The organism is Clostridium sp. CM041, from assembly GCF_055081035.1.
In genome coordinates this window covers 2,862,637-2,880,631 of sequence record NZ_CM143648.1, presented here as the reverse complement: position 1 = coordinate 2,880,631, position 17,995 = coordinate 2,862,637, and the positions used below count along the sequence as shown (strand labels likewise).

Sequence of the window (17,995 nt, the reverse complement as noted above, 5' to 3'; positions counted from 1 at the left end):
TATTTGTAAACAACTATATTATATTTTTTACTAAAATTAATACATTAATCTAATTTAGCTTGTCTGCTATTTTTATATTTTATTAATATTTAAATTTGTATACATACCAAATTGCTTATCTTCTTTTAAGTTCTTATTTCTTAATTTTCTAAATTTCTCCATCTCTATAAAGTGAATCTCCACTACGTCTGTTGTACACTATTAATAAACTAATGTCCTGAACCCTTTCCTTCACGACGAAAAAACTACCTCAATTTAAGTTTTTTTAAATTACAGTAGTTCCCTCATGGCTGCCGCCAAGCTTTTTTTCTTAATATTATTTTCTAAGTCTCTTAGCCTTTTAACCCAACTTATTCCACCATAAATTCGCATCAGATGTCCTATCTTCGCCTAACTCCGTTGCTTATTTTCATTGCATTTTTTTTCTTTATCTCAGTTACTTTTTGTACTGTAAGCTCTGTTAATTCGACTATGTCATCAATAGAAAGTCCCTTTATTATCATCTTCTCTGCTATTTTTATTGCTGTCTCATCCTTTGCACTACTTATCATATTAGCTCTCTCGTGAAGTGATCTTTCTCTAGCTTTGTAAAGTTCCAGTGTCTTTGGATCACTGCTTAGATATTCTATTTTTTCTTCTGCCTTCCTAATATCAACATCCATGTCCGTAAGCTCCTTTAACTCTTTTTCACTTATGTCTTCTCTAAAGAAGGATAGCCACCTTTGAAGCTTATCTTCTTTTAAGTTCTTATTCCTTAATTTTCTAAATTTCTCCATCTCTATAAAGTGAATCTCCACTACGTCTGTTAGCATGTAGTCTTTGACTTCATCTTATTATTTTATCAGAACATTACATTTAATTCTACACTATTAATAAACTAATGTCGCTAAACCTTTCCTTCACGACGAAAAAACTACCAAAATTTATTTTAGTAGTTTCCTCTCTCCAAGCATTACCAAGTTTTTACTCCCTTACATAGACATTAACCTAATAGGTATGTACCCTTTTTTCATTAATTTATTTTTCGATCTTACATCTTTTCTTGCTACTGGAATTGGCTCATAGGGTGTAACTGTAGGTATGTTTTGTTCATACACATTTAAATTATCACTGTTTTTCTTATCTGAATCTATATATAGCATAATATGTCCTTTTCCTCTGCCATTATCTAAAAGCAAAGCATCTGCAGGTTTCAAATCATCCCAGGATATTTGGCTGACAAATTTTTTTCCTTTCTTGCTCTTTACCTCATCATAAAGAGTAAGAGTAGTCTGCCTTTTTATGCCCCAAGCTGCACTAACTAAACCAGAACAGTCATTACCATATAGCCCTTTATTTTTATTAATCTTATTTAGAAAATCACTCGGTGATGAAACTTGATATGGGTCCATACTATATGGTACCCCCTGATATACTTTTCCTTTAATAAAAGTATAAGAACAACTCTTATCAACCATATTACGCTTAGGTATCCATTTTACTTCAGTCATTGCCTTTGCTTTGTTAAGACTCTCAATTTTTAAATCATCAGACTTACTTACATCTTTAACTTTTGGAATATCGGAATCGGCTTTGTCGATATATCTTATATCACTGTCTTTTAAAGAAAATGGAGATATTTTTGGTATATTACTTAGGCTTGTACGACTTCTAACCGGATTATGTGTAGGCGTTAATATAATAAAAACAAATAGAAACAAGACTATTGCAGAAAATATATTTATTACTATTTTGGCACCTTTAAACGTCATTCTCATGTTTCACCCACTTTTTAAATATATAGTAACTTAATACTATTCTATTCAATAAAAAATAAAACATTCCAAATAAATAGTAATTGTATTATTTTTATAAGTATGTACATATTATTATAATAACATTTATTGAATAATTATACATTTTTTAAGGTACCATAGAAGAATTATAGATTTCACTATAGCCCACCTCTTAATTAAATTTAATGTTAAAAGTGATTATACAATAACCTTATAAAAAAATTATTATTATATTGAATACTTATTCATATTAGTGTATAATAATTCAAAAGTTGCAAAGTTCATAAAATTTAATGGAAATTCCATATTAAAGTTGGCCTTTGTAGAAGATGTAGTACTAATGCCATAGGTATAAGTGGTCAAGATAGTAATGTAATTAAAAATTGTGGAACTAAAATTATAACAGCGAAGGAGTAAATAAATGATAGAAAATTATATAATGGACACTTACGGAAGATATGACGTTACTTTTGAAAAAGGGCTTGGATGCAAGATCTATGATGCAAATGGACGTGAATATATAGATTTCCTCTCAGGAGTTGCAGTAAATTGCCTTGGACATAGCCATCCTGCTATAATAAACGCTATAACTGAGCAAAGCAGTAAACTTATTCATATATCAAATTACTATTGGAATACTCCCCTCACGCTGCTTGCAACAAAGTTAATAGATAACTGTGATCATAGCAAGGTATTCTTTTGTAACAGTGGTACTGAGGCTGTGGAGACTGCATTAAAGATATCAAGAAAATACGGAAAATTAACAGGTACAAAAGATAAAAATGTAATTTTATATATGGGTAATTCTTTTCATGGTAGAACTATAGGCGCTCTTTCTGTCACAGGTCAGGAGAAATATCAAGAGGATTTTAGACCTTTAATGGACGGTGTACGTAAAGTGAATTTTAATGATACTTACGATTTAAAAAAGAATTTCGACGAAAAAGTATGTGGCATTATAATAGAACCAATTCAAGGAGAAGGCGGAATTGTTTCAGCAAACAAAGAGTTCTTAGAAGAAGCAAGAACTCTTTGTGACAAATACAATGCTCTACTAATTTTTGATGAAGTTCAATGTGGAGTGGGACGCCTCGGAAGTCTATTTGCTTATAAGAAATTCTCTGTTATCCCTGATATAATCTGCACCGCAAAAGCTCTTGGCGGCGGATTCCCAATAGGCGCAACTATTACCAATGTAAAAGCTTCAACGGCTTTTGTACCCGGTGACCATGGAAGCACTTTTGGTGGAAATCCTCTTGGATGTGCAGTTGCTCTCGCAGTTTTAAAAGAACTCGTAGATGGTGGAATCATAGATGAAATTGACGAGAAGAGTTTTTATTTGTTGGATAGGTTATTAAATATCAAAGCAAAATATGAGATAATAGATGAAATACGCGGTATGGGTCTATTAATTGGTATAAAACTAAAAACCGACACAAAGGAGTTTTGTAAATTGTGTTTTGACAAAGGCCTTCTTGTTATTTCAGCTGGAGATAATGTAATAAGATTACTACCTCCACTTAATATAACAAAAGCAGAACTTGATGATGCTTTAGAAATCCTTGAGTTAGTAATATCTGAAATCGGAATTTAATAAATTAAGATTTTTTTATATGACAAAAGATGCCACTCACTATTTGAGTGGCATCTTTATGTTATAGCTTTGAAAAGATAATTATCTTAGGGGGATACATTATCTTTCTATATGTTTCCCAGTATGTATTTTTTTTATACTCTTTTTAATAAAAGAAATTAAATTATATATTATTATATAAACAGCAAAAACTGCTATGAACCCCCACACTCCTGCCACTATATCAGCAAATTCCATTTGGCCGCGATTGGTAAGCTTCTGCTCCAGTTCGATAGCAAAAACAATAACCAAAAGTACAGTAAATGTATATATAAAAGATAAAATAGAAATGCTATATTTTGCCATAGCCTTAAATGCCATATTAACTACAAAATAAATAAGCATACCAATTATTGCTATTACGATAAAATGAAGCTGCTTATCATCAAGTTGCGTATTAAAACCTGAAGAAAAATTTTCAATTAGATCATGTAATTCATTAACTATTGAAACCATAACTTTTAACATTTCAACCATACCCAGCCTCCTAATTATTTTTTTATTATTTTCTCTTATATTATGAAGAAAACTACCGAAATATATTTCAGTAGTTTTCCTCGCTATCTTGTGTTAACTAAAATTTAACTTACTCTAAAAGAGTGGTGTTTTAGACACAGGCTTTGCGTCTTCGTAAATAAATTTATGGATTTGGTCTGTAGTAGCCTTAAGATCCGCCTTCAAATACCAAACTCCGCCTATTGTTTTTCCACTACAGTAGCCATCCACTGGAAATCTCTCCTGCTCTAAAGTAGTTGTCTTAGACGCAATCACTTTTGTCCCAAGCGCCATTACATCCATACTACTCATGCTTGTCTCAGTAAGAGGTAGAAGCTTAGAAACAACAGATGGGAACTCAGTTGCCCCTAGTGACTGAATCTTTGTGAGCATACCTGTTAATACAGTTCTTTGTCTTTCAGTTCTCTTAAAATCTCCTCCAGAGGTATAACGTATTCGTGAGTATGCAACAGCTTGAAGTCCATTTAAAGTTTGAGGTCCCGAACTTGTAATTCTAGTTATTGATTTCCCTTCAATTCCAGCAGTTTCATTCATATAACTATTCATTAAATTAATTTCATCTTGAGCAACATCTATAGTTACTCCGTTAATACTATCTATTATCTTTTCAAGATTAAAAAAATCAACGGCAACATAATCTCTAATATTTAAATCAAAATTCTCATTAAGAGTTCTTATAGCGAGCGGTGCACCACCGTAAGCATATGCATGGGTAATCTTTGTTTCATCATGTCCTTTTACCGCTACATATGTATCTCTCATAATAGAGGACATTTTTATTTTCTTGTTTTTTGTATCCACTGAAAGTACCATTATAGAATCTGAACGACTTGGTTCCTTCGCGGTTCTTCTATCTAAACCAAAGAAAGCAATGTTTGTTATTCCAGTATCCTTTTCTGCTTGAGGTGATGAATCAGTCTTAATACCTAGAGCCTCATCGGTTTTCGTTATTTTTACATTATTCATTTTGCTAAGTGTATAAAAAGTGTAACCAAAAGCTCCCCCAAAAATTAATACACCAATCATAAATAAACTTAAAACAATCTTTGTTGATTTTTTCTTCTTCTTCATATTTTCCCCTTCCATCATATGTTGCATAATCATTCTGAAAACACTAATTTTTTATATTTTTCTCTTCTCTAATTTCCCACATATAGTGCTCTGATTATTATATCCCCTTTTCTTGTCCTATGCAATATTTATCTAAACGCTATGTAAAATCATTTTATCCTGCAATTAATTTGTAGCGAGTCCTAAGATTTTAACTGTTTCTCCTTTATTTATAGATGATATTTCAATTTTAATCTTATGCGGGCCTTCTAAATCGTCAGATATTAAATTAGAATAACTAACCTCGACCTTTGATTTAGTATCTACTTCGCATTCAAACTTATCATCAATAAATACTTTAAATTTCCCGCCATTTGGCTTGCGCATAAAATGTATAATTGCAACACTACTAGTTGTATTAAAGGTTAAACTGTCTGAAATTTCATTAGAAATCATTCCACTTTCTAAATCAAACCCAGTATTTAAATCAGGAGAATCATCAAAAACAAATTTATTTAATTTACTAGTATCTTTGTAAAAAGCACTGCACTTACTGTTTGTTTTTTTCTTAGCTGCATAATTATCGTTAATAACCTTTGCAATTGTAGTTGCATATTGATTATAGCCTTTATCATTAGGAATTTCTATATCTGTTGTTAAATTTTCATATGTTTCACCAGAACTAATAAACCCTTTAATAGTATCAGCATATTGAAGATTATAATGCTTTGACAAATCTTTTATAACACTTGAATAGGCGTTATATTCTCTAAGTGAACTTTCCATAATTGGTATTATTTCTATATTGGGATTCGATCCTTTAAGTTTAATTATAATACTCTCATAGAAAAGTCCAAATTGTTCAGGTTTTATATTCCACTGATCCTTTTGTCCAAAGCATATAAATGCTACATCATATTTTTTTGTAGGTTTAGTATTATTCAATTCAACCCAGGCACGTACTCCTGTTGTATTATCAGCCGTAATAAAATCCGTTGTCATAGTCGATTTATATTTTTGCTTAACATCTTTTACTATTAGGTTAGACCACTTTTTATCATCATTAGATGAACCATTACTTTGACCTATACTGTCTCCTATTATCAAAGCATTTATATCCTGATTTTCAGAAAGATTCTCATAAAAATTCAAATTCGAGGTCCTTGCTTCTTCAGTTGAATTTCCTTCGCGGCTTAGTTTTGCTGAAGCAACAAGCGCTTTTTCATTTTTATTATTACGAGTAGCGCCGACGCCAATTGCGCAAATTCCGACTATAATTAACAATATAGTTAAAATTGATAAAGCTTTCTTCATGTCAAGTCACCCCTTAAATATAAATTATCCTAACGTAATTATACTATAATATTTACTATTTTACTATAATATTCCCATATACGCATAATATTTTTCATTATAATTACAAATTAAATGATTAAGTAATCTATGATGTCATTGAATTATGCTTTTAACAACGCGAAAAAAACTGCCGAAATATATACAGCAGTTTTCATCGCTGGCTTTCACCAAGTTTTTTTATATTAATTATTTAATTATATGACCACCTAATATCTATATCATATTCATATTCTGAACTGTACTTATTCGCATTTGAGTCGTACGCACAACTACAAATAAGTATAACTCTGGTATATACGCTTTCGCACTTTCCTTACCTTTATAAATTATTTTGTTATGCCGTTAACGATGGCAGTTGCAATCTTATCTGCACTCCACTTTTTCATATCACTATTATTATCATAGAATGCACACTCAATCAAAATTGCTGGTGCATTAATGTGATTTAAAACAAAAAAATCACCATACTTTACTCCTCTATTATTGTACCCTAGATCTCTAGTGATGTTAGTTAATACTTTCGCAGCATATTGCTTACTAACATCGTCATTAGCATAAACTTCTGTACCATAAGCTGTACCACTAAATTTGTTATGGTGAATGCATACAAAAATATCAACATTATTTGAATTAGCTGCGTTTGATCTTTGCTGCAGAGAATTTGTTTCAGAGGTAGCAGTTTTAGGTAGCGTGTTTATTACTCTATATCCTAAACTCTTTAACTTCTCAATTACTCTTAATCCAACTTGCATATTCAAATCATTTTCCGTCCCATTGTTATCATTAACTACATTATGTCCTATATCTACAGCAATAGTTTTTTGTGTCTTAAAGCGTATACTTTTAGAAGCAACACTATTGTCATACCCTCTAGCCTTTACCTCAATTGAATGCGTTCCAAATCCAATACCTTCTACCCCTAGTTTATATGCAAAACCTGAGTTAAGTGAATGTGGATATTTGGGAAAAGCACGTTGGACATCCCATCGAAGTGCACTCGCCGAAACAGTTCCTTTGAATTTACCGTCTAAATAAATATCAACTTGTTTGACTTTGGCGTCATTTAATGCCCATCCACGTATCAATATTTCTTTTCTGTCAGTTAAATCTGCGCAATCTTTAAAATCCGCTTCAATATTCATATCCGGTTTTAATTTTTGCAAATTAAAACTCTTTATGGTAGATATTTCACTTGAATCTTTTCCTACTGCAGTAATTTTAACGGAATGCTTACCAATAGACAAGCTACTCAATGAACTAGTAAAACTAAATCCACTTTTATCTCCTGCAGGATAACCACCAAATGCCGAGTTTACATCCGCTCTACTTATTCCATATTCCGCTTTACCTTTGTATACGCCATCAATATAAACCTTAACTTGATTGATGCCCGACTTATTTAAAGCCCAACCACCTATAACTAAAGATTTATCTTTTTTAAGATCGCCAATATCATTAAGGGCGGCTCTAGGTTGCAAACTAACAATGTTTAATTGCTTCGAAATAATTTGTGAACTATTATCATTACCAATAATTTCTATACGTAATAAATGCTTTCCGGGTGAAATTCCATTAGAGCTTAGTTTGTATTGAAAACCAGCTTTAGCACCATTTATATATCCCGGAAATACTGCATTAACATCGTTCCTTGTTAATCCGAACTGTGCTTTACCCTTTAACTGTTTATCTACATAAACGTTGACCGCTTTAACTCCCTCTGCATTTAAACCCCATCCTTTAATTCCTATATCAGTATTATTTTCTATATTGCTATTGACTGGAGTTTCTATATAACCTAAAGGCTCCTTCTTTTCTACTAGTATCTTTTTATTTATGATTACTTTTGTTCCGTTTAAGCCTACTGCTTCTGTTTTCAAATCATAACTTCCTGGTGAAATGTTCTTTAAAGGGATCTTGTAACTAAACCCACTATAATCTCCACTAGGATACCCTGGGAAAACCTTGCTTACATCTGCTCTAACAATTCCATAGGTAGCCATACCAAGTAATTTGTTATTTAAATACATATTAACTTGTTTTATCTTTGAAAGGTTCAGAGCCCATCCCCTAACGTTTATTGATTGACCATTAACTTTATAACTAGGGGAATCAACATTCATCCTATTACTGCCTGAATAAACTTCTATCAATTTACTATTTTCTTTAATACTTCCGTTATTTCCTACCGCCACTACTTTTATAACATTTTTCCCTACAACTAATTTATTAGAATTAATAGTATAATTAAAACCTGACTTGTCAGAATTAATATAGTAAGGATAAACCTTCTTTACATCATGCCTACTTAACCCATAATTAGCTTTCCCACATAAGACGTTATTTACATAAACCCTCATCTCTTTAATACCTGAGGGATTTAATGCCCACCCACCAACTTGCAAATTTATTCCCTTTAAATATTTACTGGAGGTTGGGTTCTCAATCCAGGTTATAGGTTCTTTTTTTAAAGTAATAGTATGTTGCTGCATATCTCCGTTATTCCCCACCGCTTTTATGGTTAAATTAGCCGTAGAAGTGTTTATGATACTAGTATCTAGCTTATATGTAAATCCAACCTTACTTCCACCAGGATAATTAGGATATGCGGCACTTACATCTGATCTACTCATGCCATAATTAGCTTTACCTATAAATTTATTGTTTAAATATATTTGTATCTCCTTTATACCATTTTTGTTAATTGCCCATCCTCGTATATTTTCCTCATTACCCTTTATTACTTTTGGATTTTGAGAAATGTCCACCCAAGTTTTGGGTGATAACTGTATCTTACTAATACCTCCACCCGCTTCAATGCTTGGCTCACTCCCCTGAGCTTTCGCGCTACCAAATGGTAGTATACAGGCTATTAGTATACATACCAGTAAAAATATTCTCCCATTTTTCTTCATTTATGCTATTACCCCTTTACAATAGATTAGTCGCTTTTCCAACATGTAATATCTCATACTCTCCAAAATGATTTTTATATTTTAGTTTTTGCCGTAACCACTCATAAAACAGCAAAAATTACATGTAGATTGCTTTTATGTTAAAATAATACATTATTTTCACTCTACCATATATACTATCGTATCAAAATTAAATAACTGAAGGTGATGACTATGATTTTTTTCATAAATACAGAGAATATTTGTACCAGTAGAATATATTATTTTCCACAATACCAAGAGGTTACAAAAAATATTAAATGGCCTTAGCCCCCTGGAATTTAGGGCTTTAGCCACTTAAATAATTTTTATTATTTACCTTGTCTACTTGACAGGGCTCAGTTCACATGTCTTAAAATCACTATTTTAATGTATCTATCGTCATAAAAATCTTTTAATTTATTCTTTTAACGTTATCCTATTATCAGTTTTGTTAACAATTGTTTTAGATCTTAGCCCTGTAGTTAATGTATTTACATACGGCATTCTCTGTAATGCTAATACTATTAGAAAACATATTATCATTGTCAACCAATTCGTTAGTATATTCCCTAACAATGGATTAACTGTAAATATATTTAATTTAAATTTTGATAAGTAATTCAATACCAAAGGATGCATTAAATATATTGTAAAGCAGGCATTGCTCAATTTAATAATAATATTCTTACCACGCATATTATTAAAATTACAATATTTAAAAAATACAAATACTGCAATTGTTATTAAAATTATATTCGGTTGTAGAGAATCATGCATAAATTGATCAAATGACCCTTTTTGAATAGTAAGTTTATATGTTCCTAAAATAGTAACCACTAGGCTTATAACGCCAATTAAATACCATATCTTTCTTTGCCTTTTACTTATCTCAACCTGATACATATAATATCCCAAAATGAAATATCCAATAAAACCAGTTACATTGTCTATATGAAATCCTATTTTAATTTTGGCAAAGCGGCTTATATATTCATATAGTGTCGTTACACCCCATAGTATAAAAAAATATTCGAATTCATTATTATTTAAATCCTTTACCCGCCTTCTTAAAATTGGTGTTATCAAATAAAGCGGTATAATTGCATATACAAACCATAAATGGCCATATGCCGGTTTAGTAATTATGGACTTTAAAATATATAATATATTTATATATTCAAAATTATGTTCTAAATGTGCTTTCCATAAAATATAAACTACAGACCAAGTTAGAAAAGGTACAAATACTTTTAATAATCTATTTTGTAAAAAGTCCTTGATACTTTCTTCCTTTTTATTGCTTAGTAACAATGCTCCACTTATCATAATAAAAATAGGAACTGAAAATCTTGATAATGAAAGTAAAACATCTCCAAACCACCACCAATTATTTGGAGTTGCATTCATGAGCTTATTGTTATTACTTGAAATTACATGAATATTAATTACGGCTAAAGTCGCAATAACCCTTAAAATGTCGATATATATCATTCTTTTTCGATTTTTATCCATAAATATCACCCGCTTTATTGTATATTACATATAAAAACATTACAATTAATGTTTTTATATCATAGATTCCAACTCACCATGGACACCCTCGTCTCAATCTATTCACTCGGAACTATCAACCCGCGATAGTGACTTTCCCCCATTAGATTGTGCCCATGCTGGGTGCACGACAAAGCTGACACCATATGAAAAATGATATCAGCTTGTATAAATTAAAGGTACCCACGGTAGTGGTTTATTTTTAGTATCAAAATATGGTGATGTCAGCATGCCGATTACTTTATAGAAATAATCTTAAACTTCAAATAGTTTCAGGGCATAAAATGATGACTTCCAAATTGAAACTACTGAATTTGATTATACAACCGCTATCAAAAATCCCCTATAAACACAAACCCCTATCCTATTGCCTTTTCATGAAGTATACGAGGATTATTGTCCAAATAATAATCCTCGTATACTTCATTCTAAAATTTCACTATTTATAAACCGGAATATCAAAATATATTAGACTGTTTGGACAAAGCTCTGTTATTTTTTTTATATTAGATATTTGATTATATGCCCATCTAATATCTGTAGCATATTGGTGAGTTCCAGGACTCGCAGGATTCCATCTCATTTTATATAAAGTATTTTGATTCGTACTGGCATTATTTATATAACCATTCGATATAAAATAAGCTCCTCCATTTATAGCTTGTTCTTGAGTAAACCAGCCTTGCTTATAAGCATATTCTGAACCATACTTATTCGCATTCGAGTCATAGGCGCCGACTCCAAATAAGTTATAGGTTACCCTTGGAGTAACAGCTTTCCCATCAACAGAAGTTACTAATATACCAGTTGCTAAAGCTGAAGTTCCATTTCCCGTTTCCAATATAGCATGTGATATTAAATAAATTGGATTCACATTATTAGCTTTTGCTGAATTAAAAAACATTTGGCCTTTGCCGTTCAATACTCCCTTTCCCCTTAAGACATTGTTTAAGTCTACAACTGAAGCACCATCATTATAACTTAATTTTAAAAATTCATATTTTCTGTATTCATCATTAATAATATTCGCTGGATTAACATATTCCTTTATCATACTACTATTTGCTGGATCCCATGTCCAAGTTGTTGTATTTTGATAAACTGCACCAGAAGAAAGTTGAATACTAACCATTTTATCTATAGACAAATTATAATTATGGTATTCAACCACACCGTATACTTTAATACCAATGTTTTGATTAACTATCCTTCCATCATTCCCTACCATTTCTACTTTTATAGTATGATTACCGGGTGTGGTTTTAGAAATATCTAGATTAAAGTTTAGACCTGATTTATTTCCATTTGTATATCCAGGAAAGGCTACATTAACATCGCTTCTATTAGTTCCATATACTGCTTTACCTTTAAAAATATTATCTAAATATATATTTACAGCATTTACTCCCGAGGCATTTAACCCCCAACCGACTATATTAATATTATTTTTAATAACATCATTATTTGAAGGTGCTTCTACCCATAATCTTTCAGGTGATTTTTTTAAGATTAAGTTTCTGCTACTGATTGAGCTTGTACCATCTTTTCCAATAGCAACAATTTTAACTGTCACATTTTGTGTTCCTACCTGAACCAACTGTAATGCATTAAAAGAAAATGAGAATCCACTTCGTGTTCCATTTAGGTATCCTGGAAATGCAGAATTAACATCGTTTCTTGTAATTCCATCAGAAGAAGTGCCTACCAATTTACCATTTAAGTAATATTGTATTTCTTTAATGCCTGAATCATTTAATACCCACCCTCCAATATTTACATCCTTTTGAGTAGTTGTAAAATTATTAGTTGGAGTTTCTATCCACATTTTAGGCTCTTTTTTGTTAATAATTATAGATCTATCAATTTGAAGTTTACTTCCATCTTTACCAATTGATACAACCGAAAGTTTATGCGTCCCAGGCGAAATAGACTTCACATCCACATCATAACTGTATCCACTTTTGTCTCCATTAGGATAGCCTGGGAATGCAGCATTTACATCGCCTCTAGCATTACCGTAACTTGCATTCTTAATAAATTTATTATCAATGTAAATTGCTACTTCATCTACACCCGATGGATTTATACTCCACCCTTTAACATTAAACATATTGCCAACTACTACTTGATTATTTATTGGTGACTCTAGACACATTTTAGGCTCTTTTTTGCCAATAATTATAGACCTATCAATTTGAAGTTTACTTCCATCTTTACCAATTGATACAACCGAAAGTTTATGCGTCCCAGTCGAAATAGACTTTACATCCACATTATAATTGTATCCACTTTTGTCTCCATTAGGATAGCCTGGGAATGCAGCATTTACATCGCCTCTAGCATTACCGTAGCTTGCATTCTTAATAAATTTATTATCAATGTAAATTGCTACTGTAGCTACACCCGATGGATTTATACTCCATCCTTTAACATTAAACATATTGCCAACTACTACTTGATTATTTATTGGTGACTCTAGACACATTTTCGCTGGCAATACAGTATTAGCCTTTACTGTATTAGTTTTGTTTGTATACAATACAAACAAAATCATGCCTATAAACAATAACCATTTTTGCATATTTTGCTTTCTCAATTTATATATCACCTGGCCTTTACAATAGAATTTTATTGATTTACGGGTTTTAATATATCTTCCACCACATCCCATTCAAATACCTTACCTGTATCAACTTGAACATAATACCAAGCTAGTGTACTCATGTGGTCAGCCATATCCTCATATACTCGAATAACATAGTAATCTTTCCCGTCTCTTTTCTGGATATGATCATATGAATTCTTTACTCTTGGATTTTTATTCATCGTGATTTTACTAACTATCCCAATTGCTTTTTCCTTTGTAAATTCATCCTTTTTAGCATTTTCACTCAACATACTATCAACACTAGCTTTTTTAGGGGCTTTCTCTTCGTCAGCCTTTTTCTGTTCTTCTAATTCTTTTTGTTCTTCCAACGTTTTCTGTTCCTCTAATTTTTTTTCTTCAACCTCTTTATTCACTTCTTCTTGTTTTTCATTCACAGCTTTTTTATCAACTTCTTTTTGTTGAAGAATAACCATCTTCTCTTTTTTGTTGCTTTGATGATTATTATATATTGTAATAATACCGGTAAGCCCAACCGCAATAATTACAAATACCATAATTTTTTTTTTTGTTTTTAATTTAAAAAATCCTCGTTTTTTATTCAATAACCTACCTCCTTTAATTTATTGTAATCATGATAACTCATATTTTCTAAAATGATTTTTATAAATAGTTTTTACCGTAACTATTCATACACTAGCAGAAAATCCATTATGATAATAATCTATATGTTTCTTATTCAATATAATCAGCAAAAAATGACACGTATACTGATTTTATATTATAATAGCACATTTTTTTTACTCTTACACATATACTATCGTTCCAAAATCAAATAACTGAAGGTGAATAATATGATTTTTTTATAAATATATAAACGCGACATCTCTCTTAATGACAGAGGTCTCTACACCTGCCATTTATTAATATACTATTTTAAATATTCATTAATCGCTTCCTGCCAAGTTCTAGTTATATCTCCAGTAGTTAATTCTAGCATACTATTTCTAAGAACTGAATATTCAGGTCTTTTTGCTGGTCTTTTAAATTCATCTGTTGTGCATGGTAAAACTTCTGTAGCAATACCTTTAATCCTAAATATTTCTTTAGTGAATTCATACCATGTGCATTCACCTTTACAAGTACAATGAAAAAGCCCGTAATTTTTGTCTTCTACAAGGTTTATTATAACTTTAGCTAAATCTACTGTGCTTGTAGGTGTCCCCCTTTGATCATTAACTACTTTTAATGTCTTATTAGTTTTGCTTAAATTTATCATAGTCCTTACAAAATTATTTCCGTCTCCGTAAAGCCATGCAGTTCTAACTATGTAATGCTTAGGATTGTGATTCTTAACTAATATTTCTCCCTCAAGCTTTGTTTTCCCATAAACTGTTTGTGGATTTACGCAATCAAACTCTGTTAGTGATTGATGTACATTACCAGCGAATACGTAGTCCGTTGATACTTGAACAATTTCTGCTCCAATTTGGTTTGCGGCTGCTGCTAAGTTCTTAGGTCCTATTGTGTTTATCTTATATGCCATATCTATTTCAGTCTCGCATTTATCAACAGCCGTAAGTGCAGCACAGTTGATAATTACATTTGGTTTATTCTCATTTACAAAACTATTTACGACCTTAACGTTTGCTATATCCAAATCTGATACATCTGTAAGTATTAAATCAATTCCTTTTTTACCTTTATACTGATTAGCAAGTTCGCGACCTAGCTGACCATTAGCTCCTGTTATTAATATTTTCATAAATTCATTCTCCTCTTTACTTTATTTATAACTAAAAATCAAGTTAAAGCAATAATTCCATTATCCCAAGTGAAATGTGCTTAAAACAAAACTCTCAGAGTTAAAACCCTAAGAGTCTCATTATATATAAATTATTTTTCATACATATTGTTATAATAATTTTGATACTCGCCTGTAGTAATATTATTCATCCACTGTTTATTGTCTAAATTCCATTTTATTGTCTTCCTTATTCCTACTTCAAATGTAGTTTCAGGGTACCAGCCGAGTTCTTCTTTTATCTTAGTTGGATCTATTCCGTATCTCATGTCATGACCTTTTCTATCTTCAACATAGCTTATTAGTTTTTCTGTTATTTCACTATCTACATTTTCATTTAAATAATTTATAACAGTTTTAACTATTTGCATATTAGTTCGCTCATTATGTCCACCTACATTATAAACTTCTCCTACTCTACCACCATTTATAACCATATCTATAGCTTTACAGTGGTCCTCAACGTATAACCAATCTCTTATGTTCATTCCATCACCATATACTGGTAAATCTTTATAACTTAAGCAATTGTTTATTAGTAATGGTATTAATTTTTCTGGAAACTGGTATGGTCCATAATTATTTGAACATCTAGTTGTATTTACAGGCATTTTATATGTATCAAAATAAGCTTTAACCATTAAATCTGAACCTGTTTTACTTGCTGAATATGGACTGTGTGGATCTAGTGGTGTAGTTTCAAGGAAGAATCCGGTTGCGCCGAGGGAACCATATACTTCATCCGTAGACACTTGCATAAATTTCTTGCCTTCTTTAAATCCATCTCCAACTGCCCATGCATTCTTAGTTATATTTAGAAGGTTTACTGTACCTAAAACATTAGTCTTAACAAATATTTCTGGTTCTTTTATACTTCTATCTACATGTGATTCTGCTGCGAAATTTACAACATAATCAATATCATTTTCCGCAAACAATTTTTCTACTAATTCTTTGTCACATATATCTCCTTGAACAAAAGAATAGTTCTTATTTTTTTCTATATCTTTTAAATTTTCTAAATTACCTGCATAAGTTAATTTGTCTAAATTTATAATTTTTACATCTGAATATTTATTTAACATATAATGAACAAAATTCGCACCTATAAATCCAGCTCCACCTGTTACTAAATAAGTTTTCATAATTGATTACACCCCTTTATATTCAAATGGTATTTCTAAATCTTTTAGTTTCTTTTGTATTTTATCTTTATCTGACAATAGAATCTCCTCTATACCAGCGAGTGGCCATTCTACAGCTACATCTTCATCATTCCATAATAATCCACTATCATACTCAGGAGCATAATAATCTGTACATTTATAATTGAACACAGCCACATCTGACATAACTAAAAATCCATGAGCAAATCCTTCTGGAATATAAAACTGTTTCTTATTTTCATCTGTAAGGATTACCCCTTCCCATTTTCCAAAGGTGGATGAACCCTTTCTTAAATCTACAGCTACATCAAATACTTTCCCCTGTGTAACACGAACTAGTTTACCTTGAGTATGTTTAGTTTGAAAATGAAGTCCTCTTAAAACACCTTTTTTAGATTTTGACTCATTATCTTGAACAAAATCCATTGTAAGTCCAGCTTCAAAAAAATCATTCTTATTGTATGTCTCCATAAAATACCCTCTATTGTCACCAAAAACTTTAGGTTCAATTATGTATACACCACTTATCTTAGTTTCTATAAAATTAAACACTCATAACTCCTCCTCTATCTATTCTATTGCGGCAGCGGCTTCTGATCTATTGTTATTATCCTCATCAGCTATCTGCACTAAATACTTACCATATTCCGTTTTCATTAATGGTTCTGCTAATTTTAAAAGTTGCTCTTTATTTATAAACCCATTTCTAAAAGCTATCTCTTCTATACAAGCTACATATAATCCTTGCCTGGTTTGTATCGCTTCAACAAAATTAGCTGCATCGAGTAGTCCTCTATGAGTTCCTGTATCAAGCCATGCCATTCCTCTACCAAAAAGCTCAACTTTTAAATTGCCACGCTTTAGATATTCATTATTTACTGCTGTTATCTCTATTTCGCCTCTAGCCGAAGGCTTAACATTTTTAGCAATATCTATTACATTGTTATCATAGAAATATAATCCTGGAACTGCGTAATTTGATTTAGGTATTTCAGGTTTCTCCTCTATAGATACAACATTACTATCTTCATCAAATTCAACAACGCCAAATTCTCTAGGATTACTTACATGGTACCCAAAAATAGTAGCTCCTTCTCTTTCTGATGCTCTCATTAATCTTTCAGTAAAACCATAACCATGAAAAATATTATCTCCAAGAACTAATGCTACCTTATCATTTCCTATGAATTTCTCGCCAATTATAAATGCATCTGCAAGTCCTCTTGGTAATTCTTGAACAGCATACTGTAATTTAAGACCTATATCACTTCCATCACCTAGTAGTTCCTCAAAAGTAACTATATCTCTAGGTGTTGAAATAATTAATATCTCTTTTATACCTGCAAGCATTAATACTGATAGGGGATAATATATCATTGGCTTATCGTATATTGGAAGTATTTGCTTTGATACTGCTTTCGTTACTGGATATAGTCTTGTGCCGGAACCACCTGCTAAAATAATGCCTTTCATATTTTGCCTCCTTATTTTGCGTGTGCCTTATGACACCCTTTCGTTTACTATGTATTTTCTAATAATCATACCATGAAATAAAACTTAATTTTTCTAAATTAGTATCCATGGGACTTGTCCCAACTAGCTAATA

Annotated in this window: 15 protein-coding genes; 2 read left to right on the top strand and 13 right to left on the bottom strand. The window is 31.3% G+C overall.

Translation table 11 applies throughout. The annotated features are described in order from the left end of the window. Positions 1-380 precede the first annotated feature (380 nt). Together ACWJJT_RS13615 and ACWJJT_RS13610 are read right to left on the bottom strand one after the other, a co-directional pair. On the bottom strand, positions 381-776 hold the full coding sequence (locus ACWJJT_RS13615; RefSeq protein ID WP_462955083.1) for a PD-(D/E)XK nuclease family transposase: 396 nt from the start codon (positions 774-776) through the stop codon (positions 381-383). A 195-nt stretch (positions 777-971) separates the two neighbouring features. After that, entirely contained in the window at positions 972-1,757 is a 786-nt protein-coding gene (locus ACWJJT_RS13610; RefSeq protein ID WP_462955082.1) for an NlpC/P60 family protein, read from the bottom strand. A gap of 439 nt (positions 1,758-2,196) precedes the next feature. Between ACWJJT_RS13610 and ACWJJT_RS13605 the strand changes: the two genes are divergently transcribed. Then, positions 2,197-3,369, top strand: coding sequence for an aspartate aminotransferase family protein (locus ACWJJT_RS13605; protein WP_462955081.1), 1,173 nt, complete (start codon positions 2,197-2,199; stop codon positions 3,367-3,369). 99 nt (positions 3,370-3,468) lie between these two features. Here ACWJJT_RS13605 and ACWJJT_RS13600 read toward each other — a convergent pair whose 3' ends face one another. The 4 genes from ACWJJT_RS13600 to ACWJJT_RS13585 all read right to left on the bottom strand — a co-directional run bounded on the left by ACWJJT_RS13600 (position 3,469) and on the right by ACWJJT_RS13585 (position 9,242). Beyond that, positions 3,469-3,885 (bottom strand): hypothetical protein, encoded by a 417-nt coding sequence (locus tag ACWJJT_RS13600; protein ID WP_216302587.1) that lies wholly within the window; start codon positions 3,883-3,885, stop codon positions 3,469-3,471. A 114-nt stretch (positions 3,886-3,999) separates the two neighbouring features. Then, positions 4,000-4,995 carry an LCP family protein gene (locus ACWJJT_RS13595; RefSeq protein ID WP_462955080.1) on the bottom strand — a complete coding sequence of 332 codons (996 nt, stop codon included), beginning with the start codon at positions 4,993-4,995 and terminating at the stop codon, positions 4,000-4,002. 165 nt (positions 4,996-5,160) lie between these two features. Next, on the bottom strand, positions 5,161-6,288 hold the full coding sequence (locus tag ACWJJT_RS13590) for an SGNH/GDSL hydrolase family protein (protein WP_462955079.1): 1,128 nt from the start codon (positions 6,286-6,288) through the stop codon (positions 5,161-5,163). 368 nt (positions 6,289-6,656) lie between these two features. Then, a complete protein-coding gene (locus ACWJJT_RS13585) occupies positions 6,657-9,242 on the bottom strand; it encodes an N-acetylmuramoyl-L-alanine amidase (protein WP_462955078.1) in 2,586 nt (861 codons plus the stop codon). Positions 9,243-9,471: 229 nt separating this feature from the next. On the opposite strand from ACWJJT_RS13585, the gene ACWJJT_RS13580 reads away from it, so the two are divergent. Further along, entirely contained in the window at positions 9,472-9,582 is a 111-nt protein-coding gene (locus tag ACWJJT_RS13580) for an IS3 family transposase (RefSeq protein ID WP_462956779.1), read from the top strand. A gap of 98 nt (positions 9,583-9,680) precedes the next feature. Here ACWJJT_RS13580 and ACWJJT_RS13575 read toward each other — a convergent pair whose 3' ends face one another. The 7 genes from ACWJJT_RS13575 to rfbA all read right to left on the bottom strand — a co-directional run bounded on the left by ACWJJT_RS13575 (position 9,681) and on the right by rfbA (position 17,862). Beyond that, positions 9,681-10,775 (bottom strand): acyltransferase, encoded by a 1,095-nt coding sequence (locus ACWJJT_RS13575; RefSeq protein WP_462955077.1) that lies wholly within the window; start codon positions 10,773-10,775, stop codon positions 9,681-9,683. A gap of 478 nt (positions 10,776-11,253) precedes the next feature. Then, complete coding sequence (locus tag ACWJJT_RS13570) at positions 11,254-13,410, bottom strand: Ig-like domain-containing protein (RefSeq protein WP_462955076.1); 2,157 nt, start codon at positions 13,408-13,410, stop codon at positions 11,254-11,256. 32 nt (positions 13,411-13,442) lie between these two features. Further along, entirely contained in the window at positions 13,443-14,024 is a 582-nt protein-coding gene (locus tag ACWJJT_RS13565; RefSeq protein WP_462955075.1) for a hypothetical protein, read from the bottom strand. 326 nt (positions 14,025-14,350) lie between these two features. Further along, entirely contained in the window at positions 14,351-15,184 is an 834-nt protein-coding gene (gene rfbD / locus ACWJJT_RS13560) for a dTDP-4-dehydrorhamnose reductase (RefSeq protein WP_462955074.1), read from the bottom strand. Between the two features lie 131 nt (positions 15,185-15,315). Further along, positions 15,316-16,368: a dTDP-glucose 4,6-dehydratase gene (gene rfbB, locus ACWJJT_RS13555; RefSeq protein ID WP_462955073.1), complete on the bottom strand. Its 1,053-nt coding sequence runs from the start codon at positions 16,366-16,368 to the stop codon at positions 15,316-15,318. Between the two features lie 6 nt (positions 16,369-16,374). Then, positions 16,375-16,941 carry a dTDP-4-dehydrorhamnose 3,5-epimerase gene (rfbC, locus tag ACWJJT_RS13550; RefSeq protein WP_462955072.1) on the bottom strand — a complete coding sequence of 189 codons (567 nt, stop codon included), beginning with the start codon at positions 16,939-16,941 and terminating at the stop codon, positions 16,375-16,377. A gap of 18 nt (positions 16,942-16,959) precedes the next feature. After that, on the bottom strand, positions 16,960-17,862 hold the full coding sequence (gene rfbA / locus ACWJJT_RS13545) for a glucose-1-phosphate thymidylyltransferase RfbA (protein ID WP_462955071.1): 903 nt from the start codon (positions 17,860-17,862) through the stop codon (positions 16,960-16,962). Between the last annotated feature and the right edge of the window lie 133 nt (positions 17,863-17,995).